Origin of the sequence: Salinimicrobium maris (genome assembly GCF_049680855.1) — a bacterium.
Taxonomy (GTDB): Bacteria; Bacteroidota; Bacteroidia; order Flavobacteriales; family Flavobacteriaceae; genus Salinimicrobium.
In genome coordinates this window covers 987,838-1,011,651 of the sequence record NZ_JBMPGS010000002.1, presented here as the reverse complement: position 1 = coordinate 1,011,651, position 23,814 = coordinate 987,838, and the positions used below count along the sequence as shown (strand labels likewise).

Sequence of the window (23,814 nt, the reverse complement as noted above, 5' to 3'; positions counted from 1 at the left end):
TGCTTAATAAATAATTTTTTCATCACTATCCATTTCAGCCTGTACCTTTTTAGATTTTTGCATGGCTTTGGATTTTACAGAGTCAAATTTTTCAGAAACGTCATCAACAAAACCATTGAACCTATTTTTACTGCCGCTTACATATTCATTGCTTTTGTCTGCTATTCTTCGGCGTGTTTCAGATCCTTTTTTAGGTGCGAATAACATTCCTACTGCAGCACCCGCAGCAGCTCCTGAAAGTATTCCTAATAATATTTTTCCTGCTTTCATTTCTGTGTTTTTTACGTTGTTTTCAATAAATTATAATCTACTACTAAGATACTTTAAAGGATTGTTTTGGCTTTGGAATTCTAGTTAAGTTTCATATAAAATTTTCAGCAAAGTTATTTATATTTTAACATTTTTGAATGGGTAAACCGGTTCATGCCTGAGGTGGACTGTTTATCAAACTTTTGAAAATCTTTCCAGAAGATCTCTTACCCGTTCCACATCCTGAACATAATATCTGGCACTTGTCTCTTTAAGTCCAACTTTGACTGTGATCGCCTGTTCTGGCAATTCATTAAACAGGTATTCATCGGTCCAGTCATCCCCAATTCCAAAAATGAAATCATGTTTCCTTTCAATAAGTAGTTTATTTGCTGCTTTTCCTTTATTTACACCGCTTGTTTTGATCTCCAGCACTTTATTCCCTTCAAGCACACTCAATCCGTGATTAGAAGTGAGATCTTTAAGTACAGTGGATAAATCATTGGCTCTAATTTCTCCAAGTTCAGGATCTGCTTTTCGATAATGCCAGGCAAGGGAGTAATTTTTTTCCTCGATAAAAGTTCCTGGCGTCCTGTCTACGAAAGTTTCCAGTACAGGTCGAACATTTTCCATCCAGTCGCATCTAATATTCTCAGTTAAATTCCATTGGCCGTTGGCAGGACGCATCCAGACGCCATGTTCAGAAATTAAATCTACAGGTACATCACTCCACCAGGTTCCAAGAGTTTCTTTATCCCTGCCGCTAATGAGTACTACTTCTGTATTTGGAAGGGAGGTCAATTTCTTTACCAGGTCTAGAAGGGAAGGATCTGGCTTGGCATTTTCGGGCTTGTCTGTGAAATTTACAAGAGTTCCGTCATAATCGAGGAAGAAAATACGATTTTTGGCCCTCCTGAATTTTTCGATGATATCTCCTTCTTTATCTGTGGATAATTGTTCTGCTTTAATTGATGAGCGGGAGCTTTTTGCCTTTCTTAAAGTTTTCATGAATTCTTTTGCCCATCGCTCTACCGTATACCGCTGTAATCTTTTTTGGAGTATCTTATTACGTCGTATCTGCTCCTCCTCTGGCATTTCAAGAGCCGTTTTAATAGTGTTGACTATCTGTTCAAAATTATTTGGATTTATAATGAGAGCCTCATTGAGCTCATGCGCGGCTCCTGCCATTTCACTTAATATAAGTACACCAGTTTGATCTATACGGGAAGCGATGTATTCTTTTGCTACTAGATTCATTCCGTCTCTGGTTGGAGTTATAAGTGCTACATCGCTGCTGCTGTATAGATCTACAAGATTCTCAAAAGGCATAGAGCGGTAGAAATACCAGATTGGGGTCCAGTTGACTGTTGCAAATCTCCCGTTGATCCTGCCCACGAGTTCATCAATTTCCCTTTTCAGGATTTGATATTGTGGGACATTGGTTCTGGAAGGTACAGCAAGCATAACCAGCCGGACTTTTTCCTGGTATTCGGGATATTTTTCCAGGAAATAACCATAAGCACGTATCCTGTTTGCAATACCTTTAGTGTAATCCAGCCGATCAATAGAAATAATCAATTTTGCATTGCTGGTAGAATTCTTATGGTAGTTTAATTTCTTCTGAAATTCAGAATTTTCGCTGGAAGGTTGATTCTGTTGCTGTATGGCCGCTTTCTTGAATTTTTTATAATCAATTCCCATGGGAAAAGATTCAACTCTTACGATGCGGTTGCCGAGATTGATTTCATTGAAGGTGCTGTCTTTTCTCAGGATGTTCTTCACAGAACGTAAAAAATGCCGTTCATAATCATAAGTATGGAAACCTATAAGATCGGCACCCAGCATTCCTTCAAGAATTTCTTCCCGCCAGGGCAGCGTTCTAAAGACTTCGGAAGAAGGGAAAGGAATATGATTGAAAAAACCGATTGTAACATTGGGTTTTTTCTCTCTTATGAGTTTTGGAAGAAGAAGTAACTGGTAATCATGTACCCACACTTCGTCATCATCTTCCAGATGTTCTATAACTGCATCTGCGTACTTTCTGTTTACTTTTTTATACATTTCCCAATCATCGGGCTCGAATTCTGAATATTCCATGAAATAATGGAACAATGGCCAGATGGTCCTGTTGCTAAATCCGTAATAAAAGCCTTCAATTTCTTCTTCAGTAAGCGGTACCGCAAGACAATTCTCTTTTTTGGCTTTTTTTTGCACCTCTGCTCCTAAGTTCTCAGGTATTTCTTCCTGGGGTAGACCCGTCCAGCCAATCCAAATACTATCTCCTTCTTTGTGAAAACTTTTTAAGCCGGTGGCGAGTCCTCCTACGCTGGGAGTTACTTCTATATCTTTATCTGTAATGTTTATTTGTAGTGGCAGGCGATTAGAAATGATTATTGTTTTGCCCATAATTATGTGTGTGCTATTTTTATCTTTGTGATTCTTTAAATTACGGAAAATTTGAAGAAGCGCATGACATTTTTAAAAGAACTTTAAGACTATATGGATAATTTAGACTACGGAATTATTGGGAACTGTAAAAGCGCTGCTTTGATCTCAAAAACAGGTTCACTAGACTGGTGTTGCTTACCCAATTTTAATTCGGCTTCGGTCTTTGCCAAAATCATTGATGAAGAAAAAGGAGGAAGCTTTAGTTTTGAAGTGGACGATACTTATAAGATCACTCAGAAATATCTTTGGAAAACGAATATTTTATGTACTACCTTTTCCAATGATGAACATGGGTTCCAGGTAATTGATTTTATGCCGAGGTATCCTTCAAGTAATGGTTCCTATTATTCTCAGCCAGATGTAATTCGATATATTCATATTTTGAAAGGGACACCTACCCTTAAAGTAGATTATAACCCAATGCTCAATTATGCAAGGGAAAAAACCTACAACGAAAATCATACCTACTACATTAAAAGTTTTACCCGGGAAGGAAAGTACGATTCACTTTACCTGTACTCTAACCTTGATCTTGACAAGATTTTGAATAAAGAAGAAATTACTCTTTCCCACAATGCCTTTTTTCTTTTAGGTTACCACGAGAAACTTAAGGAGCAGACTCTTGAGAGAACTTATCTTAAATTTCAAAGAACAAAGACTTATTGGATGAACTGGAGTGAATCTACCACTCAATATAAATATTACAACAACGAAATAGCCCGAAGTGCCCTGGTTCTTAAAGCACTCAGTTTTGAAAAGTCGGGTGCGGTGCTTGCCGCGGCAACTACTTCTTTACCAGAGACGGTTGGAGAAGTAAGGAACTGGGATTATCGTTTCTGCTGGATACGAGATGCTTCTATGGTAATAAAAGTAATGGCTGGTCTTGGGCATAAGAAATCGGCGCAGGAATTTCTTCAGTTTATCATAGATATTATTCCGAATAAGGATGAGAAAATCCAGATCATGTATGGGATTAATGGTGAAAAGGAACTCACAGAGCATATTTTGGACCATCTGGATGGATATAAAGGCTCAAAACCTGTGCGGATTGGGAATGCTGCTTATGTGCAAAGGCAGAATGACATCTACGGAATTTTAATGGAAGTTATTTACCAGCAGTTTATGCAATTTGATACTTCCCTGGAAAATAGTGAAGAATTATGGACAATTGTAAGGGGAATTGTGCGTATTGTTGAAGAACACTGGAAAGAACCCGATAAAGGTATCTGGGAACTTCGTACCGAAGAGCGACATTTTGTATTCTCCAAATTGCTTTGCTGGGTGGCTGTAGACCGCGCTGTAAAAATTGGTGAGATCCTTAGAAAAGGTATTAATGACACCCATTGGAAAAACCTTAGAAAAGAGATCTATGATGATATTTACGAAAATGGATGGAACGAAGAGGTACAGGCGTATACTCAATCCTATGGATCTAAAGATCTTGATGCTTCCACTTTGCTTATGGAAAATTATGGCTTTATACGTGCCAAAGATCCCCGTTATATTTCCACAGTAAAGGCCACTGAAAAAGAATTATGTTACAATGGTCTACTTTACAGGTACAAAAATAAGGATGACTTTGGGCGTCCATCTTCATCTTTTACTATTTGTACATTTTGGTTTATTAATAGCCTTTTCAAAATAGGGGAGAAAGATAAAGCTATAAAAATGTTCAATGAATTGCTTTCCTATAGCAACCATTTGGGGCTGTTTAGTGAGGATATAGATTTTGAAACAAAGAGATTATTAGGAAACTTCCCCCAGGCTTATTCTCACCTGGCGTTGATAGAAACCGCAGCTAATTTTTCTGATGGGTTAACTTCTGAAGAAAGATTGAACCATCTTATTCAGGATGATGATTTTTATCAATAGATACTCTTGAAACGGGAAGACTTTCGGGGTAATTTTCACGGATGAATTCAATTAATTTTTCCCTGATGAACACCCGAAGGTCCCATGCCGTAGGGGAATCTGCCGCACTCATAAGAGCTCTGATTTCCATGGTCTTTTCAGTGCTATCTGTCACCTGAATGACATTTACTTTTCCGTCCCACAACTCGGTAGAGTGGAGGAGACGCGTAAATTCTTCCCGCAGTTTATCTAGGGGAATATGATAATCTGTATAAAGAAATACTGTGCCTAAAATGTCTGAAGAATTTCGGGTCCAGCTTTGAAAAGGAGTGTCAATAAAATAGGTGGTAGGTACGACCAGTCTTCTTTTATCCCAGATGTTCACCACTACATAGGTGAGGGTGATTTCCTCTATTCGCCCCCATTCGCCTTCCACGATCACAACATCATCAATCCTTATAGGTTGGGTGATAGCGATCTGGATTCCAGCCAGTAGTGTTCCAATTGCCTTTTGAGCCGATAAACCTAAAATAATACCCGCAATTCCCGCAGAGGTAAGTACACTTACGCCGACTTCTTTGATTCCGTCAAAAGTTAATAAAGCAATACCTATAGAGAAAAGAACCACGACAAAGACAGCAATTCTTTCCAAAATATTAAATTGAGTATAATATTTTCGCGCTCTTAAATTGTCTGCAGTGTTTACGTCAAACCTATGTAAAATTTGCTTTTTAAATATCCTTATCCCCACAATTATAAACCAGGTAAAACTAAAAATTAGCAATAAAGTTCTGGTATGCTGAAAAAAATTATTATACTGTTCATTGGTAAAAACATTTTCTCTCAATAATCCCACTTGCAGGGCCACAGCGAGTAGTAAAGTGATCATTGGAAATTTGATCCTGGTAGCGATGTTGTGAGGCAGAACATTTTTAGGATCTTTTCCCAGTTTTCTCAGGATGAAGTGTATGAGCGCATAAACTGTAAATAGGCTTACAACACTTATTATTACATACTTAGTAAGGGTGTCCATTTCTTCTGTTTACAGGTTTATTTGTAATCTATAAAATGTACACTTCAATTGATGTTAAATAAATATCAAAAAAAGCCACCTCGAAAGGTGGCTCATCAAACATAGTTAAGTCATTTGATTAAAAGCAGTATTTGTTTTCTGATGTAATTTTATCGGCTATGGTATTTCTAAGAGCAACCACATTTGGATAATTCTCATATTTAGTGAACCTTTTAAGTCCCATGAGCATCATACGTTGTTCATCACCCTCGGCAAAGGAGATGATGCCTTCTTTAGCTTTTTCGTTGATCTTTTCAACAGCGTGGTATAGATATAATTTAGACATGGCGATTTGCTCTTTTTGAGAATCTTCTCCAAATCTTTTCGCATTCTTCTGGGTGCGTAAAATGGCAGATTCAGCCATATATATTTCGATAAGAATATCTGCGGAAGCCAATAACAACTGCTGGTGTTCTTCAAGCTGAGGGCCAAATTTTTGTACGGCACTTCCTGCAACCATCAAAAATACTTTTTTCAGTTTTTTGATCATTTCCAGTTCTTCAGCAAATAATTCCGAGTAATCAGGTTTGTCAAAAGAAGGAATTCCGGTGAGTTCTTCTCCTACTTTTGTTGCCGGTCCCAATAGGTCCACGTGACCTTTCATCGCCTTTTTCACAAGCATTCCCACGCAAAGCATTCGGTTGATCTCGTTAGTTCCTTCATAGATGCGCGTGATTCTCGCATCTCTCCATGCAGATTCCATAGGAGCATCAGCCGAAAAGCCCATTCCACCGTAGATTTGGATACCTTCATCACTACAATTCTGAAGATCTTCTGAAGCTGCTACCTTCAAAATAGAACATTCAATGGCATATTCCTCAACGCCTTTCAATTCCGCTTCCTGGTGTGATGCACCTTCGCTTTGCCGGATTTCTATACGATCTTCAATGTCTTTTGCGGCGCGATAGGAAGCAGATTCGCCTACGTATGCTGAAGTTGCCATTTCTGCCAGTTTAGATTTTATGGCCCCAAATTTTGCAATGGGAGTTTTGAACTGTTCGCGGTCATTTGCATATTTAACAGCATTGTTAATCACCCGTCGTTGAGCATCAAGACAAGCTCCTGCCAGTTTAATTCGCCCAACATTTAAAGCATTCATGGCAATCTTGAAGCCGTTTCCTCTTTCTGAAAGCATGTTTTCAACCGGCACTTTTGTGTCGTTGAAAAATACCTGGCGGGTAGAAGAGGAGTGGATGCCCAGTTTCTTCTCTTCTTCTCCAAGAGAAATTCCGTTTGGATTGTCAGGATCATATTCTACGATAAACCCTGTAATGTTCTTGTCATCTTCAATTCGGGCGAAAACTATCATCATGTTGCAGAATCCGGCGTTGGAGATCCACATTTTCTGTCCGGTAATGCTGTAATGTTTTCCATCTTCAGAAAGAACAGCTTTTGTTTTTCCGGAATTGGCATCACTTCCTGCTCCCGGCTCGGTTAAGGCATAAGCGCCAAACCATTCTCCCGTAGCCAGCTTCGGAAGGTATTTCTTCTTCTGTTCTTCATTTCCGTATAGGGTAATGGGCAAAGTTCCAATTCCCGAATGTGCTCCAAAAGCCGTGGAAAAAGATCCCGTAGCACCGGAAATATAATCAACCACGAGCATGGTGGTAACAAAACCCATCCCGAGCCCGTCATATTCTTCGGGCACTGAAACTCCCAAAAAGCCCATTTCTCCGGCTTTTTGCATTAGTTCCCTGGTGAGTTCGTAATTTTTCTTTTCAAATTCTTCTCTATGCGGAATTACTTCACGGTCTATAAACTCCCTTACGGAATCACGCATCATTTTTTGCTCTTCTGAAAAATCTTCGGGTGTGAATATATTTTCACAATTAGTTTCCTTTACCAGGAACTGTCCTCCGCGGAGAAGATCTTTCTTTTTATTTTCTGTTTCTGTGCTCATGTTGTTTTAATGTTAGTGTTGTTGTATTTTTTGTAGAAAAAAGAAAAGAGAGAAAAGAAAAAAGATTTAAATGAGTCCATTTTGGAAACTCATTGTCATCTTTTGAAATTCTTCATTCTTCTTTTCGAGCTTCTCTAGTTCTAGTTGTATAATTTCTATGCTTGGCCCCTAATAATGGGGTATCCAATTCATAGGATGACCCCAAGGAGACATCAAGAAAATGACTGAAGGATTTTTCCGTTCTGGAAGAACCTTCTGCAAAGTTGCTTGGCATTGGCAGAGAGCATCTACTTAATCGGGAACTTAGATCATAAACTTCATGTTTTGGAAAGTTCACCAGAATATCAGACACATTTTTTGCGATTTCTAATCCAAGTTTCCAGATTTTCAAATTTATGTAATTATGTCTCTTTTTACCACGCATCAAAAGTCTCTTCTCTTGGATCTCTTCTCTATATTCTTTATTTGAGATCTAGTAAACCTCATACACTCCCGCGGCTCCCTGTCCTGTACCCACGCACATGGTTACCAGACAATGCTTGTTTTTAAGATTGCGTTTCCTCATTTCGTCAAAGATCTGAACCGAAAGTTTCGCTCCGGAACATCCAAGCGGGTGTCCCATTGCAATAGCTCCCCCGTTAACATTCACCAGGTCTGGGTTTAAACCCGTTTCTCTAATCACCGCAAGCGACTGCGAAGCAAAGGCTTCATTCAGCTCAACAAGTTCCATGTCTTCTTTTTTGAGTCCGGCACGTTTTAATGCTTTTGGTATCGCAATAACAGGACTTATTCCCATTACTCTTGGGTCTACTCCCGCTACACCGTAGCTCACCATCCTGGCGATTGGCTCCAGGTTTAGCTCTTTCACCATTTCTTCGCTCATTACCATAACAAAAGCCGCACCGTCGCTCATTTGTGAGGCATTTCCAGCAGTTACGCTTCCTCCTTCGGCGAAAACCGGACGCAATTTTCCGAGCACTTCTTTGGAAGTATCTGCACGGGGACCTTCATCCTGAGTGACTGTGTATTCTCGGGTTTCCTTTTTTCCTTTGGCATTGACGAAATTTTCCTCCACTTCTATAGGAACTATTTGCTCTTTGAATTTATCTTCTTTCAAAGCTTTTAGCGCCTTTTGGTGAGAATTGTATGCGAATTGATCCTGGTCCTCTCGTGAAATGTTATACCTGTTCGCAACTTCTTCCGCAGTAAGCCCCATTCCCCAATAGAAATCTTCATTTCCATTCTTTGCGACTTCATAATTAGGTGTAGGTTTGTAACCTCCCATAGGAATGTAACTCATGCTTTCGGCCCCTCCTGCAATAATACAGTCAGACATTCCACTTTGAATTTTTGCCGTAGCCATGGCAATGGTTTCAATGCCTGAGGCACAATACCGATTTACGGTAACCCCGGGAACATCTTCAATGCTTAAGCCCATTAGGGAAATCAGGCGTCCCATGTTAAGCCCCTGTTCTGCTTCGGGCATGGCATTTCCTACCATTACGTCATCAATTCGTTTCTTATCCAGTTCCGGAAGCTCTTTCATCATATATTTGATGGTATCGGCTGCCAGTTCATCAGGTCTTTTAAACCTGAACACACCGCGTGGAGCTTTCCCAACCGCGGTTCTATATGCTTTTACGATGTATGCTGTTCTGCTCATAGTATGTTGTATTTTGTATATTGTATAATGTAGTTAGTAGTGCTATGATAAAGTAGATTGTAGTTTAATAATCATATTCTGAATATGATGAACTTCTTTCTCAAATTGTTCAAAATCTTTCTCATTTAGAAAATTTAAATTTTTACAGATTATGATTTGAGTTTCGAATTCAAAAGCAGATCCGAGTGCTACTCCTAAAAAGTTTGAAAAATCTTTATTAGTTTTTCTTCCGCAGCCTTCAGCAATATTGGAAGGAATTGAAACAGCAGCTCGTCGTAATTGAGAAGTAAGACCATAAATTTCTTCTTTTGGAAAATCACGACTCAACAAATAAGTTTCTGTCACTAATTCAATGCCTTTTTGCCAAACTTTTAATTCCTTGAAATAGTTCATTATTTTCTATTGAAGAACATTTTACAATCTACATTTTACACTATACGATTTCTTAATTTCTAAGCGGTTTCCCCTTTTGCAACATATGCTGTAATCTCTCGAGTGTTTTTCTTTCTCCGGTTAGGGAAAGGAAAGCTTCTCTCTCGAGGTCCAGCAGGTATTGCTCTGTTACGTAAGTGGCTTCAGATAAATCTCCTCCGGCCATCACATATGCCAGTTTGTTGGCGATCTTCTTGTCGTGTTCACTAATGTACTTCCCGGCGAACATAGAATCGGTTCCTACCAGGAACATTCCCAGTGCCTGTTTTCCTAAGACTTTTACATTATTTGTCTTGACAGGTTGTGTATACCCATTTTCTGCCATCAATAATGCGTGCTGTTTTGCCATGGCTAATTGACGGTCTGGATTTACCACTACGATGTCCTTTCCTCTTTGAAGGATTCCGGTATCGTAAGCTTCATAAGCCGAGGTAGAAACTTTCGCCATTCCAATCGCAAGGAAATATTCCCTGAGTCTGTTCAACTCCACATCATTCTTTTCAAAGGTTTGTGAAGCACGCAGGGTCATTTCTTTAGAACCACCGCCGCCTGGTATCACCCCAACACCAAATTCCACGAGTCCGATATAAGTTTCTGCCGCGGCCACTACCTTGTCTGCATGAAGTGAAAGCTCACAACCACCACCCAAGGTCATGGCGTGTGGAGCTGCAACTGTTGGAATGGAGGAATAGCGCATGCGCATCATCGTGTCCTGGAAATATTTGATGGCCATGTTCAGCTCATCATATTCCTGTTCCACAGCCATCATAAAGATCATCCCAATGTTGGCTCCTACAGAGAAGTTCTTTCCATTGTTGGCAACAACCAGCCCCTGGTACTCTTTTTCAGCAATGTCTATGGCTTTGTTGAGCCCGTCAAGAACATCGCCACCAATAGAATTCATTTTACTTCGGAATTCCACATTTAAAATGCCATCGCCAAGATCTTCTACAACAACTCCGCTGTTTTTGAATACCTGTTTACTCTCACGAATATTATCCAGGATGATAAATGCATCTTGACCGGGAACTTTAACTTGTTTTTTCTGTGGAATATCGTAATAATAAGTGTTTCCTTCTTTTACGGTATAGAAGCTTTTGCTTCCGCTTTCCAGCATTTCGCTTACCCAGGCTGCAGGTTCATAACCTTCAGATTTCATCATCTCAATGCCCTTTTCAACACCTATAGCATCCCAAATTTGGAAAGGTCCTTGTTCCCATCCAAAACCGGCTTTCATGGCATCATCTATCTTGTAGAGCTCATCGGTAATTTCAGGAATTCGGTTAGAAACATAAGCGAAAAGAGAGGCAAAATTCTTACGGTAGAATTCTCCTGCTTTGTCTTTTCCTTTAATAAGTATTTCAAAACGGTCTTCTACTTTGTCAATTGTTTTGGTCAATTCTAAAGTAGCGAAAGAAGCTTTCTTCTGGTCGCGGTATTCGAGTGTGTTGAGATCAAGCGATTTGATTTCGCTGGAACCATCTTTGTTCTTTAATTTCTTATAAAAGCCCTGACCGGTTTTGCTTCCCAGCCACTTGTTATCCATCATGGTCTGGATAAAATCGGGAAGTTTAAAAAGATCGTGTTGTTCATCGTTTGGTACTCCTTCATAAAGTCCGTTGGCAACATGTATCAGCGTATCAAGTCCTACGACATCTACAGTTCGAAAAGTGGCAGATTTTGGACGCCCTATAACAGGCCCTGTGAGCTTATCTACTTCTTCAATGGTCATATCCATATCTTTTACGGTATGGAAAAGGCTCATAATGCTGAAAATTCCAATTCGGTTTCCAATGAATGCCGGAGTGTCCTTTGCCACTACCGAGGTTTTTCCGAGGAATTTCTCACCGTACATATTAAGGAAATCCAGGACTTCTTTGGAAGTATCAGGCCCGGGGATTATTTCAAAAAGTCTTAAATACCGCGCCGGATTAAAGAAGTGAGTGCCGCAGAAATGCTTTTTAAAGTCATCACTTCGGCCTTCATTCATAAATTTTATTGGAATACCTGAAGTATTGGTAGTAATTAAAGTACCCGGTTTTCTATGTTTTTCAAGGTTTTCAAAAACCTGTTTTTTGATGTCTAATCGTTCTACAACAACTTCAATGATCCAGTCAACTTCAGATACCTTGCTAATATCGTCTTCCAGGTTTCCTGTTTTGATCCTTTTGGCAAAATCCTGGTGATAAATGGGCGAAGGTTTTGACTTAAGAGCAGCCTGTAAGGAGTCATTCACAATCCTGTTACGTACCTGTTTATCCTCCAGGCTAAGTCCTTTTTTCTCTTCTTTATCGTTGAGATCTCTGGGAACGATGTCGAGCAGTAGTACCTCCACGCCAATATTGGCAAAATGACAGGCAATACCGCTTCCCATAATTCCGGAGCCAATGACTGCAACTTTTTTAATTCTTCGTTTCATTGTCTAGTTGATTTTTGATGATCAGGTTTTTACTTCTGAATATTTTATTTTGTAGGTTTTAATACAGTCTCCTCTTCCTGATATATTTTTCGGGAAGAAATGAGATCCATGATTTTCTCTGCAACCCTCATAAAGGTATTAAGATCTTCTTCTGAAACTTTTCTTTTTACGGCCTCATCAAATTGAAGCACCACCTTTTTTGAGTAATCTCGCATTTCTTTTCCAAAATCTGTAAGATGAATAAGAACACTTCGGGCATCCTCAGGGTTTTTTTTTCTAATGATAAGACCCTTTTCTTCCATGGTTTTTAAGGTTCTGGACAGACTTGTTGCTTCCATGCCCATCTTAGGGCCCAGGGAAGTTGATGGAGTACCTCTTTCGGGATCTATGCTTAACAGCGCAAAGCCTGTGGCCATAGTGCTGCCTTCCTTGCTGGCTTCTTCATTATACATTTTTGCTACAGCAATCCAGGTAGCACGCAACACATAATCAATGGTCTTATCTTTCATAGGAATCCAAAGTTAGGAAATTTTATTATGCACGCATAGCAAAAATCAACAATTTTGGAATTAAATTTTTATGAATTACAAAAAAAAAGCGGCCATAAAATGGCCGCTCTTCATAAAATTGGGAAAGGAACTACTTTTTGGCTGTCATTAAAGAGGTAAAGCCGGCTCCTTCAAGTGTGAATTCTGCTTTACCATTTTGAACACTAATTGTTTCCGTTTTTTCAAATGATCTGTTCTTATTGGTAATGAAAATTTCCATTTCCTGAACCGTTTTTGGAAGACCTTTCAACATGACTTTTCTTGTTGCCCCTTTATTTACTAAATGAATGGCATATTCTCCTGTTTCCTTATCTCCCAAAGCAGCCACGGTTAGATCCTCCTGAGCTGTCTTCACCGGCAGGGCTTTCAACCCTTTTGGGGTGGATCCCAGCTGCTGAAGGTTGTAAAAGCGCTGTGTTGGATAAAGTTCGTCTTGGTCATTACCAAAAATTCCACCTCCTGAAAGTGGAGAGTAATCTGCTGTTAATTGCCATTGCAAAATAGACCTTGGTTGCGCAATGTTCATGATTTTTAGGTAGACGTCGATTTCATCAAGGGCATAGGTAGGCTCCTCAAAGATCTGAGGATACCTCCAGGCTCCTGCATCTATGCTTCCTTCGCCCACGAAGAGCGGCTCGCCTACGCGGTTTGCAATATCAAGCCATTTGATGAGGTTTTCATCTGTCCAGCCTCTCCAGGAATGAAAAGAAACCCCGCCAATATAAGGCTGTGCTTCAGGGTCGATAGAGGCAGGGGTAGTGAATTCCCAGCCATTGAGATCTGCAGTGTCACCAAGGAGAAACTCTGTCTGTAAACCTTCCGCTCTAAACATAGCCCCTAGTTCCTTTATAAGCTGATTATGTTCTTCGGCAGTTTGACGCACATCGATCCCCAGGTCAGATTCGTTGAAGGAGAACAGCACTGTTTCCACCCCATATTCTTCTTCCATGTATTTTATGTAAGAAGTGATAGATCTGTATATTTTATCTTTTTTGCTGAGGTCCAGTAGATTTCCCATGGTTCCGTCAGGACGTTTTCCGCGGAATTTTTCTCCAATAATGGCCCAGTCCGGCGGGAACCATGCCGCAAGCATTACCGGAATTCCCTGCTGGTCCAGGCGCTGAGCCATTTCCATGGCAGCTTTTACCTTTGGATGAAGTTTACCTCGTTTCGCTTCTGCAGCAGGATCCTCATTCTCTTCTTCATGCCATTGCAGCCAAGGCATTTCAACCCTTGACCAGGTAACATTTAAATTTTCAAGGCTATAGTCAATGACCTGCGGATCGGTCTTCGGATTCTGAAGTCTGAAGTTTCCACCAATTCCGTCAAAAATTTTTCCTTCCTGATCAGGAAATACCTCCAGGCTTATCGGGGACTTATCAATTTCTCCTGAAGCTGAAATTACAAAGGTGTTTCGGTAAAGCTGGTCTTCCTCAACTTCACCTGAAGCCAGTACAAAGTTCAAGCGAATTGCATTTCCTGAATCATTCTTAATGATCATCACCTCTGTAGGCTTCTGAAATGTAATATTCAACTGTCGTTTAGGTGCCTGGATTGTCACGCCTTGTGCCGGGGCTTTAAAATTGGCTTTTGAAGAAGAGGTTTTAATATCATTCAACCCAAGACTTGGCTGACTAATAAACCTGAACTTCGTTTCCGGGCCAAATTCCTCCGGAAGTTCCATACTAAAGTAGGCGCCATTTATAAGAGTGTCTTTTGGTGATCTAAAAGTAACTTCCACCTCTGCTTTTCCTTTTCCAAGGGTTTCAATGGACTGAGACCACTCAATATCTCTCATGGAATAGGTGAAAACCTTAGTTTTTGCATTTCGGGTAAAATCCATTTCCTGGCCTTCTTTTCTGGTGCGCCAAATGTCGCCAAACTGGTTTTCAATGGCGAGACTGGTATTAAATTCCATGAGTTGGTTATCCACACGAATTCCGGTCATATTTCCCCAGGTTGTAAATTCGGCCTGGGAATGCCCTTTTTGAGACCCCAGTAAAAATAAGAGCAAAGAGGAGATTACTATGAGGGTTTTTAATGGATTGTCTTTAGTCTTTAACTTCATTGTTATTATTGTTTTGGAAGGTTATTCTATTTTTGGTTCAGCAATTGGTCTGCCGCTAAAATAAGGAAAAGATAATCGGTAGTGCCGCCTCCAAGTACATATTCTGTTTGCTGCCAAAGGAACGGCCATTCCAGTAACTCCGGAAAATCTGGACGTATCAGTGCAGTTCCAGAACCAATTCCTCCCGGAGTGAAAGAAAAGTCGCCGCGGTTCATTCCATAAGCCTGGGTAAGGGATCTCGAGCCAACTCCCGAAGCAAATGAGGAGGTGTTCACTCCCGGGTGTACTCCCAATATGAAATTCATTGCGTGCAGCATGTATTCCTTCGGAAAAATATCGGGATAAGCGGTGTGCAGGAAATACTGTTTCACACCAAAATTCTGAATACCCCAGCCTGCACCCCAAATATCGGGTTCATACGGAACCCCGTAAGGAGTCTTTGTGCCCTGTTGCCGGATCTCCTGATAATAATCTTTGACCGCAGCGCGAATCTCTTTTTTGAACCTGTTGTCTTTTATAAGTGGAAAAACTCTTCCCACAAGCCAGCCAGTCTGATTTATATTTTCTGCAATTAACTTTCTGTTTTGAGTTAGAAAGTCTGCATATTTCTTCTCCTTTGTGGTTTGCAGTAATTCTACTGCAAGATTTACTTTTTGCAAAGGATTTTCAGCTTCTGAAATATTCCAGATTTCTTCAGCAATTTTCCGGCTGTCCGCAGCCAGCCCCGGATTAAAATCTTTTAGAGCACGTGCAGTGGCAGCAAGTCCGGCAGCGGCATTTAGCTCTCTGGAAACATTTTCTTCGGTGAAAACCCATCGATCATCAGGGGCACCGGGCTGTCCCATAAGTATATTTTCATTTGCAGTTTCAGAAAAAGGAACTCCGTCAGAATGATTTACAGGATCGCCCAGAAGTATATACTGATCTAAGGTCGGAACAATGATTCCCCTGTAAAACCTTCCTAGGGATTTATATCCGCCCACAATAGATAAAGCCCCGTGCTCAATTTGCTGTAAAACGTCGGCTTTCCCGTCGGGCTGGAGGATGTCCACCGTTTTTGTTTTCTGGTCTATGCTGGTGTTGTCGTATTCTACCTCAAAAAGTTCATAAATGTGGGATAATCCCTGAATAGTTGCGGCCTGTGATTCGATCCTGATATCATAATCCCCGGCGTCATGCCATGCTCCCTGGTTCAATCCCGGTACGTGTTCCCCGGGCGCATATGTGGTTAAAGTTTCCGGTCCCTGCAAATATCCGTCGAAGTGGTTTAGGTCCGTTGGTGCCATTCGGGCATCATCCAAATGACAGCGGCCGTGCCAGATCTTGTAACGGTCATTCACCAGCATATGACACATTTGCACCGGGAGAAAATATTCCAAAGTAGGCTGCCAAACGTCCCTTTTGAAGACATCTTCGGCTATGTGGAAAGGTCGAGTGGTAAAATCTTCATACTGTACCTGGTACATTCCCGGCTCCTGCACCTGCGTGAAATCAAGTTGATAATATTTGTATCTTAAAAACTGTCCCCATTCCTCCGGAGACTGGTTCAGGATTTCCTGTTTTCCGCCGTCTTTATTTATCCTGAAAAGCTTTGCCGGTTGTAAATCATTGTCGTTTTTATCGGTTTCTATAACCGCGATCTTTTGCTGGGCAGGATGATATCCCACTTGCGAAACCTGTACAACAGGATCATACATGTAATCTTCTATGACATTTGGCGTAACCAGCCATTCTATGGCATTTTTCGTGGTGCCGGCCGGCACCAGGGAGCGAACGATGAACCAGCCGTTGCTGTGAATGGCGCGACCGTCCAGAAGTTGCAATTCATTGTTTCCAAGGTTTTCTATTTTCAGGGTTTGTTTTTTGTCTTCAGGGGCAATGACCAGTTCACTACCCGTGGCCATTGGTTCCAGACGGTACTCTTCATCTTCGTTAAAAAAGCCGGGGCCGTTGGCCTGCAGGTTGAAAATTCCGAAGGAATCGTCCATGTAATATGATTTTCCGAAGAGAATTCCGGGAAAAAATTCAATGTTCATTCCCACTTTTCCTACCCATTCTTCAGGAAGTGGTTCCTCAAGGTCTACAATAATTCTGAAAGATTTTCCCTGCGGAACGACTTTCAGAGTATAAGACATTTCAAGATCGGGGTAGAGGATGGGATTAAAGCCAGTCCTGTTCTTCGCAGGATCTGGGTAGCTCATTTGTACGCTTATTTCCTGCGTCTCACGGTTAACCTGTCTTTTTCCGACTTTTGGAACGGGTTGCCACTGCCCGGGAGCAGGTTCCAGCCGTAGATCACCATTGGTAGCGACCCGAATGCCATTCTGGATAATTCCCACGCCGCCCTGGTGACTTTCTGGATAAAAATCGTGCGCCAGCATCACATTTGCGCCACGTCGTTCAAGATATTCCTGATTGTTTATTTTGAAAACTTCTAAAGAATCCTGCGCGAAAGTGGCAGTACTGCAAAAGACAATGAAGAGTAGAAAATATTTGCTCATAAAAATGCTCTTTTTGGAGCTTTAAAACTACCTTAAACCTGCTTTTTGAAATAGTACTTTTTTGTCGATTTCAAGTAGTATTTTTTCAATGGTGTCGGGGATTCGGTTAAGTTTTTATCTTTATTCTCCTAAAGAAAAACCACCTCTATGAAAGCATCCATTTTTTGCCTTTTTTCGATCCTTATTTTGTCTTCCTGTGGCAGCGGAAAAGATCCTGATATTTCTGAAGATGAAAAATTGATCATAGAAATCCAAACCGCGGCCAAAGAGCAGCTTCTGGATAAATGGTATCCATTGGTGATAGACAATGAAGATGGAGGTTATTACAGTGAGGTGACGCATGATTTCCAGTTAGGGGAAAATCACGAAAAAATGATCGTGACCCAGGCACGTCACCTGTGGACCAATGCACTGGCTTCCCAACTTTATCCTGAAAAGGAAATGTACCTTGAAAATGCAGAACATGGCTTTCAATTTCTTCAGCAGCACATGTGGGATGAAACCAACGGCGGATTTTATAATCTTGTTACCAAACAGGGAGAACCAATCCTGCAGAAAGGCGGTGAAAAAACGGCTTATGGCAATGCCTTTGCTATTTATGGTTTGGCCGAATATTACGGGGCTTCGGGAGATGAGGAGGCACTGGAACTTGCGCAAAAAACTTTTCGCTGGCTAGAAGAGCATGCTCACGACCCTGAATACAGAGGCTATTTCAACATTATGGATGTACAAGGAAATGTTTTAGAAAGAACGAAAGAGTGGCCGTCAACATCTGATGTTGGTTATAAAGACCAAAACAGCTCTATCCATCTTCTGGAGGCTTTTACCACGCTGTATCAAGTATGGCCAAATGATTTGTTACGCGAGCGACTGGAGGAAATGCTGATGCTGGTGCGAGATACTATCACTACCGAAAAAGGCTATATGAACCTCTTTTTTAAACCCGACTGGACGCCTGTGAGCTTTAAAAACAAGTCACGCGAAGAGGTGGAAAAGCATTATTACCTGGACCATGTTTCCTTTGGTCATGATGTGGAGACGGCATATCTCGTGCTGGAAGCTTCTCATGCGCTGGAGCTGGAAAATGACAGTACCACACTTGAAATTGGAAAGAAAATGGTGGACCACTCGCTTCAAAACGGATGGGATGAAGAAACCGGTGGCTTTTATGACGGCGGATATTATTTTCCCGGGAACAAGGAAATTGATATTCTGAACAGCAAGAAGAACTGGTGGGCGCAGGCCGAAGGGCTTAACACACTCCTAATTATGGACCGGTACTTTCCTGAAGATGAAATGAATTATCGCTATTATTTTGACCGACTTTGGGATTACACGCAAACATACCTTATAGACAGTGAGAACGGCGGCTGGTACGAATGGGCGCTGGATGAAACTCCTGAAGCAAAAAATAACTTAAAGGGGCATATCTGGAAAGCTGCTTATCACAATTTCAGGGCGCTTGAAAATATCCTGAAGGAACTGGAACGACGGAAAAATGAGGTTTAGGAGTATTCTTCTGAAAACAATTTATTTCCGGATATCCAAAAATGGCATTCTTTAGAAACTTTTTTTTCAGAGGTATGATTCGTTCTGAAATAGAAAAGGTTCCAAAAATGTCATTTTTGGAACCTTAGTAATTAATAAGTTTGGAATTATATCCTGCTGAGTCGCAGCGTAAGCACGTCGTGCGGCGCAACTTCGGCTTTCAAGGCTTTATTGGTGTTCTTTAGCTTTTTATCATTCCAGATATCTTCAACCGTATAAGTAGTTTCAGAAAAATCAACCGAATAATCAAAATCCGGATCTTCAACAACTTTCTCTTTCCAGTTGAAGTTCACCTTTCGGGCTTCATCGGCACGATTTAAAAAAGTCACTGCCCAGTCTCCATTTTCCAGAGGTTTAAACCAGGTTTCGAGTCCGTCGTTTTCCTCATATTTCCATGCCTGCACACCAAGCGGATCCTGATTAATTGCAATCATTTTTTCATGGGTTAGGATCTCTATGGTTTCAGGAGTCATGTTGCGAATGTCATTTCCGGCGATAAGAGGAGCTGCCAGCATGCTCCACATGGTGAAATGAGCGCGGTCTTCGCTTTGGCTCATTCCATTGCCTACTTCCATCATATCTGGATCGTTCCAGTGGCCGGGACCGGCATATTTTCTAAGTCCGTCCTGCATATCGAGAATCCTGAGCACGCCCCAGGAAGACCAGTCACCATGATCTTCTTCACAATCCCAGCAGTTGTAAATGTCGCCCGTAGTTCTCCACATGTGCCCCACGTCTTGCGCCCACTCCCAGGGCTGGTTGTCTCCCCATTCGCAAATGGCGAAAAGAACCGGCCTTCCGGCCTCATAGAGTGCATCTCTCATGGTGCTGTAGGAGGCAGGAGCATTTTGCGTTCCTGTGCTGCACCAGTCATATTTAAGGTAATCGATTCCCCATTCGGCATAGGTGATCGCATCCTGGTATTCATGACCGCGGCTTCCCGGCTCGCCTGCGCAGGTTTTTGTTCCCGCGTCAGAATATATTCCAAGCTTAAGTCCTTTTGAATGTACATAATCTGCAAGGGCTTTCATCCCCGAAGGAAAGCGCTCACGATCTACCTGAATAAAACCCTTTTTATCGCGTTCTCCATGCCAGCAGTCATCGATGATCACGTATTCATAACCTGCTTCTTTCATGCCGCTTGCCACCATGGCATCGGCTGTTTCTCGAATAAGTTCTCCGTTAATGTCACAGGCAAAAGTATTCCAGGTATTCCAGCCCATTGGTGGCGTGTCTGCCAAACCATCAAATTTTTGTGCATACCCACCAAGGCTCATTACAAAGCAGAGGAGGAGTAAAATGGTGTTTTTCATGTTGTTTTGCTTTTTCTCTTTCCGAAGAAAGATGAGTGTTAAAAAATAATCCCTGTCCAGATCAAGCCGGACAGGGAATATTTAAAAAAGAGGTTCATTAAACTTTTTTACTTCTGTTCGAAGCGTACATTGTCTATTGCAAAGTTGAGCAGGACATCGCCACCTTCAAAGGCCATCCCGAATTCTGCATCTACCAGGCTGTAATCTGGCTGACCAATTACAGACAAAGGAATGGTTACAGTTACCCAATCTCCGTCTGTTGAAAATTCTTCACCAGTATCTGCCCATGGTGCCCAGTTATAAAAAGCATCTACACCGGTAGTTGCATTAAACCGTATTCTGAACATTCCGTCGTTGATTGGCTCAAAAGTAGCTATGTCAAATTTCAGGACATAATCATCAAGATTGGAACCAACCATATCTGCTCCGTGGAAAGTGTCATCATTTCTCCAGAACAGGTCAAACCACGCGTCTGTTCCTGTTTGTTGATTGATCCTTCCATAACTGCTTCCGTCAAGAGAAATAGCGGCATCATTTTCTGGCTCAACAGCTCCCCAGTATTTACCTTTATTATCCCAATCGAAGAAAACAGCATCGGTATCTGCAACAGGATCTGGACCGCCACAACCGGGCGTGTCAAAACGAACATTATCTACTGCAAAGTTTAAGAATACATCTGCTCCTTCGAAAGCCATTCCGAACTCGGCATCTACCAGGCTGAAATCTGGAACTCCAAGTACAGAAAGTGGAATTTCAACAGTTTCCCATCCATCTGTTTCAAATGGTTCACCGGTTTCATTCCATGGTTGCCAGTTGTAGAAAGCATCTACGCCATCTGCATCGCGGAATCTTATTCTGAACATTCCTTCGCTGATTGGTTCTACAGTGTTGATATCAAATTTTAAAGAGTAACCTTCTAGGTTGCTTCCAACAATTTCGCCTCCGTTTAGAGTACCACCATTTCTCCAGAAGAGGTCTACCCATCCTGTACCTCCTGTCTGGAAGTTGGCTCTACCATAACTGCTACCATCCTGGCTTAGTGCGGCGTCATTTTCAGGCTGCACATTGCCCCAGTAAACACCTTTGTCATCCCAGTTAAAGAAAACCAGGCTTTCATCGCTCACAGGACAAACTCCTCCTTCATTGGAAGGAAAGCCCAGTGTATTTGCCATATCAGCCGGTACCAGTACGCGGTTGATTTCATGAATAACTCCGTTGGTTGCACCAATATTTGTCATTACAATTCCCGAAGGAATGGCATCTTCATAAGTGGGTCTTAAACGTGGATTATCTCCGGAAAGATCTACAGTAAAGCCATCTTCGTGTAAAGTTGATACACTTTGACCATCCGTAAGCTGACTTGACATTATCACACCAGCATGTAAGTGGTACTGTAAAAGCCCTTTTAGAAGCTCTATTTCTTCAGGTGTATCAAAATCATCAAGGCTTCCGAAGTTTTCAATTACCGCGAAAAGAGCAGTAAATGCTTCATTGTTAGGGATGAAGGCTGTTAGCTCGTCTTCCTGAAGCATGCTTGTTAAACCTGTTTTTTCAGCAGCTGCAAGGAAGGAAGTGTAACCTTTGTCTTCTGCACGTGAGGCAATATCAAGAGTAGCACTTAATACCTGCTGGAATACGGTTTCAGGAAGTAATACTTTGTCAATCCCGTGAACGATTCCGTTTACAGCCTGTACATCTGTAAGTACTATGTTGGCCGTGTCATAACTAGCATCAGAAATTACAGAATTGTCATCTACAGAAAAGGTAGTTCCCTCCATAGAAGTAAATTCTGATCCCGGAACTGTTGCAGCAAGTGCGTTTTCTCCAGTTAACACGTGGTACATTAAAATTTGCTGAAGGGTTTCCACCGGAACATCAGCCAGGGATTCCCAGCCAAAAGCACCATTAAGTTGCATCATTAAAGCTTCAAAAGCGGCATTGTTAGGTGCGAACAAAGTAAGCGGGTAACTTTCATTTTCAGCATCTGTAACTGAAAGAGCATCTTCAAGTCCGGCAAGCTCAATGGCTTCAGCAAGCATAGAATAATTTGGGTTGGCCTGAGCCTGATCTGCAACGGTTGGTGGCATCAAAACGTTGTCTACAACATGCAGAACCCCATTAGTTGTACCAATGTCAAAAGAACCCTGTACGAAAGAAGCCGTACCATTCACCATTACAGTTCCTGAATTATTGATGAAGGCATCAAGAAACTCCCCGTCAGGTCCTGTAGCCATAGTGGGTACATAACCGGTTGCGAGACTGGATGTAAAATCTGCAGTAGTGGTGCTTATCACGTGGTTAAGCAAAAGGTTTTCAAGTTCGGTTTCTGAATATGCAGACATGTCGACTCCTTCAAATGCTGCATTATTTGGTGCAAAAACAGTGTAAGTTGTAGTATTTCTCAGGACAGAGTCCAGATCTACCTGCATCATTGCCCCGGAAAGTGTACTAAGTTCGGGTGTTGATTCTATAACCTCTGTAAGGTTACGTGGATCATCCCCAAGCTGCGGGTAAATTTCATCGTCCTTATCACAGGAGGATAAACCCGTTAATACCAGGAGCATTAACAAGTAAAAGATGTTATTTTTTTTCATCTGGTTGTATTTTTGGTCAATTGGAAAGTGACATCTGAAAAACCCTTCAAAAATGCCATTTTTGAAAGGTATTTTGCTGGATTTTTCAGGTGTTGTCACTTTAATTGCTTTTGATTTATTTCAGTTTGGCCTAAAGGAATCCGAAGTCATCTACATAAAAGATGTACTGCGCAGCGCCTGTATTGGTCGCTTCCTGGAAGTCGATCCTGCTGATGGTTGCGGGAGCACCACCGGTTGGATACCAGTCAGACAACGGGATCACATATTTGGTCCATTGCCCCGGAATTAATTCTACCTGAACAGAGCTGTTGAAATCATTAAACGCGATATTCACTAGCTGTCCTTCCACAGTTCCATATAATGATACAGTAAGATCACCATAGGTGTTATAACCAATGGTTTCATTTGGTAAAAATGTCAATCCAGACCATCCTTCGCGCACACTTTCTATAGAATACTGGCCTAAAGCAGGGTCTTCATTGAAAAGATCGTAAGTTCCTCCCCACTGGCTCATTTCCCACTCAGAGTTTAGAGCGTCAATGTAGATGGAGTAACTAAATCCATAAGAATCTGACTGTGCAACGGCTCCCCGTGCAGTTTCGAGGTAGATGTAAGCCTGTTCCACACCATCGGGTACTGCGACGGTCACTTCAGTTTCGGTTACAGAAAGAATTTCTGCATCTCTTTCTACCAGGTTTCCTGCTTCTTCTGTGCCGGAAACAAAGGTGACTGTAGATGTTTCGGTAAAATCACCTCCAATAAGAGTCACTGTTTTGATGCCTTCGTCAGAAGTTGCTTCTGTGAATTCCTCAATAGTCAAAAGTGAGAAATCGTATGAAGTTTCTCCTGAAAGGTTGATCAGCCTTAATTTATTTTCCTGTCCAACGTAAGGTGCATCGCTTGGAATGGTGAAAAATGTAAGATTATCTGTAGTTAGAGCAGGATTAAAACCCGCTCTTGTCCCGTTGATATAAATTTCTGTAAGGGTTGAAAAATTTTCACCTCTAATAATATAAGTGTTTTCGAGTACTCCCTGGGTCACAGGTGTATCTTCCTGTACTTCACTAACGCTGGTAATGACAGGTGGTTCATTTCCGCCCTCGATCTCATCGACATCAAAATCGCTTTCACAGGAAGTGAAAGTGAATGCCGCCAAAAGAAGTATTATGAACGGAAATTTTCTTGTGTTACTAAATTTCATGTTTTTG

Annotated in this window: 16 protein-coding genes; 2 read left to right on the top strand and 14 right to left on the bottom strand. The window is 41.5% G+C overall.

Annotated elements, in window-relative coordinates; translation table 11 throughout:
• Window positions 1-3: 3 nt before the first annotated feature.
• Together ACOV1Q_RS10095 and ACOV1Q_RS10090 are read right to left on the bottom strand one after the other, a co-directional pair.
• Window positions 4-270 (bottom strand): YtxH domain-containing protein, encoded by a 267-nt coding sequence (locus tag ACOV1Q_RS10095; protein ID WP_424494256.1) that lies wholly within the window; start codon window positions 268-270, stop codon window positions 4-6.
• Between the two features lie 174 nt (window positions 271-444).
• A complete protein-coding gene (locus ACOV1Q_RS10090) occupies window positions 445-2,655 on the bottom strand; it encodes a bifunctional alpha,alpha-trehalose-phosphate synthase (UDP-forming)/trehalose-phosphatase (protein ID WP_424494255.1) in 2,211 nt (736 codons plus the stop codon).
• A 93-nt stretch (window positions 2,656-2,748) separates the two neighbouring features.
• Between ACOV1Q_RS10090 and ACOV1Q_RS10085 the strand changes: the two genes are divergently transcribed.
• Window positions 2,749-4,569 carry a glycoside hydrolase family 15 protein gene (locus tag ACOV1Q_RS10085; RefSeq protein WP_424494254.1) on the top strand — a complete coding sequence of 607 codons (1,821 nt, stop codon included), beginning with the start codon at window positions 2,749-2,751 and terminating at the stop codon, window positions 4,567-4,569.
• Here ACOV1Q_RS10085 and ACOV1Q_RS10080 read toward each other — a convergent pair.
• The 9 genes from ACOV1Q_RS10080 to ACOV1Q_RS10040 all read right to left on the bottom strand — a co-directional run bounded on the left by ACOV1Q_RS10080 (window position 4,541) and on the right by ACOV1Q_RS10040 (window position 17,151).
• Window positions 4,541-5,581, bottom strand: coding sequence for a mechanosensitive ion channel family protein (locus tag ACOV1Q_RS10080; protein ID WP_424494253.1), 1,041 nt, complete (start codon window positions 5,579-5,581; stop codon window positions 4,541-4,543). The genes ACOV1Q_RS10085 and ACOV1Q_RS10080 overlap by 29 nt on opposite strands.
• Window positions 5,582-5,699: 118 nt before the next feature.
• Window positions 5,700-7,520 carry an acyl-CoA dehydrogenase FadE gene (locus ACOV1Q_RS10075; RefSeq protein WP_424494252.1) on the bottom strand — a complete coding sequence of 607 codons (1,821 nt, stop codon included), beginning with the start codon at window positions 7,518-7,520 and terminating at the stop codon, window positions 5,700-5,702.
• A 112-nt stretch (window positions 7,521-7,632) separates the two neighbouring features.
• Window positions 7,633-7,944, bottom strand: a complete 312-nt coding sequence (locus tag ACOV1Q_RS10070; RefSeq protein WP_424494251.1) for a four helix bundle protein — start codon at window positions 7,942-7,944, stop codon at window positions 7,633-7,635.
• A gap of 48 nt (window positions 7,945-7,992) precedes the next feature.
• Window positions 7,993-9,183, bottom strand: a complete 1,191-nt coding sequence (locus ACOV1Q_RS10065; protein WP_424494250.1) for an acetyl-CoA C-acyltransferase — start codon at window positions 9,181-9,183, stop codon at window positions 7,993-7,995.
• A 42-nt stretch (window positions 9,184-9,225) separates the two neighbouring features.
• A complete protein-coding gene (locus ACOV1Q_RS10060; RefSeq protein ID WP_424494249.1) occupies window positions 9,226-9,576 on the bottom strand; it encodes a four helix bundle protein in 351 nt (116 codons plus the stop codon).
• Window positions 9,577-9,628: 52 nt separating this feature from the next.
• Window positions 9,629-12,034, bottom strand: coding sequence for a 3-hydroxyacyl-CoA dehydrogenase/enoyl-CoA hydratase family protein (locus ACOV1Q_RS10055; RefSeq protein WP_424494248.1), 2,406 nt, complete (start codon window positions 12,032-12,034; stop codon window positions 9,629-9,631).
• A 44-nt stretch (window positions 12,035-12,078) separates the two neighbouring features.
• Entirely contained in the window at window positions 12,079-12,543 is a 465-nt protein-coding gene (locus ACOV1Q_RS10050) for a MarR family winged helix-turn-helix transcriptional regulator (RefSeq protein ID WP_424494247.1), read from the bottom strand.
• Window positions 12,544-12,673: 130 nt separating this feature from the next.
• Window positions 12,674-14,650 (bottom strand): glycoside hydrolase, encoded by a 1,977-nt coding sequence (locus ACOV1Q_RS10045; RefSeq protein ID WP_424494246.1) that lies wholly within the window; start codon window positions 14,648-14,650, stop codon window positions 12,674-12,676.
• A 26-nt stretch (window positions 14,651-14,676) separates the two neighbouring features.
• Window positions 14,677-17,151: a glycoside hydrolase family 9 protein gene (locus ACOV1Q_RS10040; protein ID WP_424494245.1), complete on the bottom strand. Its 2,475-nt coding sequence runs from the start codon at window positions 17,149-17,151 to the stop codon at window positions 14,677-14,679.
• Between the two features lie 147 nt (window positions 17,152-17,298).
• On the opposite strand from ACOV1Q_RS10040, the gene ACOV1Q_RS10035 reads away from it, so the two are divergent.
• Window positions 17,299-18,660 (top strand): AGE family epimerase/isomerase, encoded by a 1,362-nt coding sequence (locus tag ACOV1Q_RS10035; RefSeq protein WP_424494244.1) that lies wholly within the window; start codon window positions 17,299-17,301, stop codon window positions 18,658-18,660.
• A 146-nt stretch (window positions 18,661-18,806) separates the two neighbouring features.
• Here ACOV1Q_RS10035 and ACOV1Q_RS10030 read toward each other — a convergent pair whose 3' ends face one another.
• The 3 genes from ACOV1Q_RS10030 to ACOV1Q_RS10020 all read right to left on the bottom strand — a co-directional run bounded on the left by ACOV1Q_RS10030 (window position 18,807) and on the right by ACOV1Q_RS10020 (window position 23,807).
• The gene (locus ACOV1Q_RS10030; RefSeq protein ID WP_424494243.1) at window positions 18,807-20,012 is read right to left on the bottom strand and encodes a glycoside hydrolase family 27 protein; all 1,206 of its coding nucleotides are present in this window, start codon (window positions 20,010-20,012) and stop codon (window positions 18,807-18,809) included.
• Between the two features lie 107 nt (window positions 20,013-20,119).
• Window positions 20,120-22,606, bottom strand: a complete 2,487-nt coding sequence (locus ACOV1Q_RS10025) for a glycan-binding surface protein (RefSeq protein ID WP_424494242.1) — start codon at window positions 22,604-22,606, stop codon at window positions 20,120-20,122.
• A 130-nt stretch (window positions 22,607-22,736) separates the two neighbouring features.
• Window positions 22,737-23,807, bottom strand: coding sequence for a hypothetical protein (locus ACOV1Q_RS10020; RefSeq protein ID WP_424494241.1), 1,071 nt, complete (start codon window positions 23,805-23,807; stop codon window positions 22,737-22,739).
• Window positions 23,808-23,814 lie beyond the last annotated feature (7 nt).

What these genes read in the sequence shown, in the direction of transcription:
- ACOV1Q_RS10095 (WP_424494256.1), bottom strand. Translation starts at nt 270, where the DNA reads ATGAAAGCAGGAAAAATATTATTAGGAATACTTTCAGGAGCTGCTGCG.
- ACOV1Q_RS10090 (WP_424494255.1), bottom strand. Translation starts at nt 2,655, where the DNA reads ATGGGCAAAACAATAATCATTTCTAATCGCCTGCCACTACAAATAAAC.
- ACOV1Q_RS10085 (WP_424494254.1), top strand. Translation starts at nt 2,749, where the DNA reads ATGGATAATTTAGACTACGGAATTATTGGGAACTGTAAAAGCGCTGCT.
- ACOV1Q_RS10080 (WP_424494253.1), bottom strand. Translation starts at nt 5,581, where the DNA reads ATGGACACCCTTACTAAGTATGTAATAATAAGTGTTGTAAGCCTATTT.
- ACOV1Q_RS10075 (WP_424494252.1), bottom strand. Translation starts at nt 7,520, where the DNA reads ATGAGCACAGAAACAGAAAATAAAAAGAAAGATCTTCTCCGCGGAGGA.
- ACOV1Q_RS10070 (WP_424494251.1), bottom strand. Translation starts at nt 7,944, where the DNA reads ATGCGTGGTAAAAAGAGACATAATTACATAAATTTGAAAATCTGGAAA.
- ACOV1Q_RS10065 (WP_424494250.1), bottom strand. Translation starts at nt 9,183, where the DNA reads ATGAGCAGAACAGCATACATCGTAAAAGCATATAGAACCGCGGTTGGG.
- ACOV1Q_RS10060 (WP_424494249.1), bottom strand. Translation starts at nt 9,576, where the DNA reads ATGAACTATTTCAAGGAATTAAAAGTTTGGCAAAAAGGCATTGAATTA.
- ACOV1Q_RS10055 (WP_424494248.1), bottom strand. Translation starts at nt 12,034, where the DNA reads ATGAAACGAAGAATTAAAAAAGTTGCAGTCATTGGCTCCGGAATTATG.
- ACOV1Q_RS10050 (WP_424494247.1), bottom strand. Translation starts at nt 12,543, where the DNA reads ATGAAAGATAAGACCATTGATTATGTGTTGCGTGCTACCTGGATTGCT.
- ACOV1Q_RS10045 (WP_424494246.1), bottom strand. Translation starts at nt 14,650, where the DNA reads ATGAAGTTAAAGACTAAAGACAATCCATTAAAAACCCTCATAGTAATC.
- ACOV1Q_RS10040 (WP_424494245.1), bottom strand. Translation starts at nt 17,151, where the DNA reads ATGAGCAAATATTTTCTACTCTTCATTGTCTTTTGCAGTACTGCCACT.
- ACOV1Q_RS10035 (WP_424494244.1), top strand. Translation starts at nt 17,299, where the DNA reads ATGAAAGCATCCATTTTTTGCCTTTTTTCGATCCTTATTTTGTCTTCC.
- ACOV1Q_RS10030 (WP_424494243.1), bottom strand. Translation starts at nt 20,012, where the DNA reads ATGAAAAACACCATTTTACTCCTCCTCTGCTTTGTAATGAGCCTTGGT.
- ACOV1Q_RS10025 (WP_424494242.1), bottom strand. Translation starts at nt 22,606, where the DNA reads ATGAAAAAAAATAACATCTTTTACTTGTTAATGCTCCTGGTATTAACG.
- ACOV1Q_RS10020 (WP_424494241.1), bottom strand. Translation starts at nt 23,807, where the DNA reads ATGAAATTTAGTAACACAAGAAAATTTCCGTTCATAATACTTCTTTTG.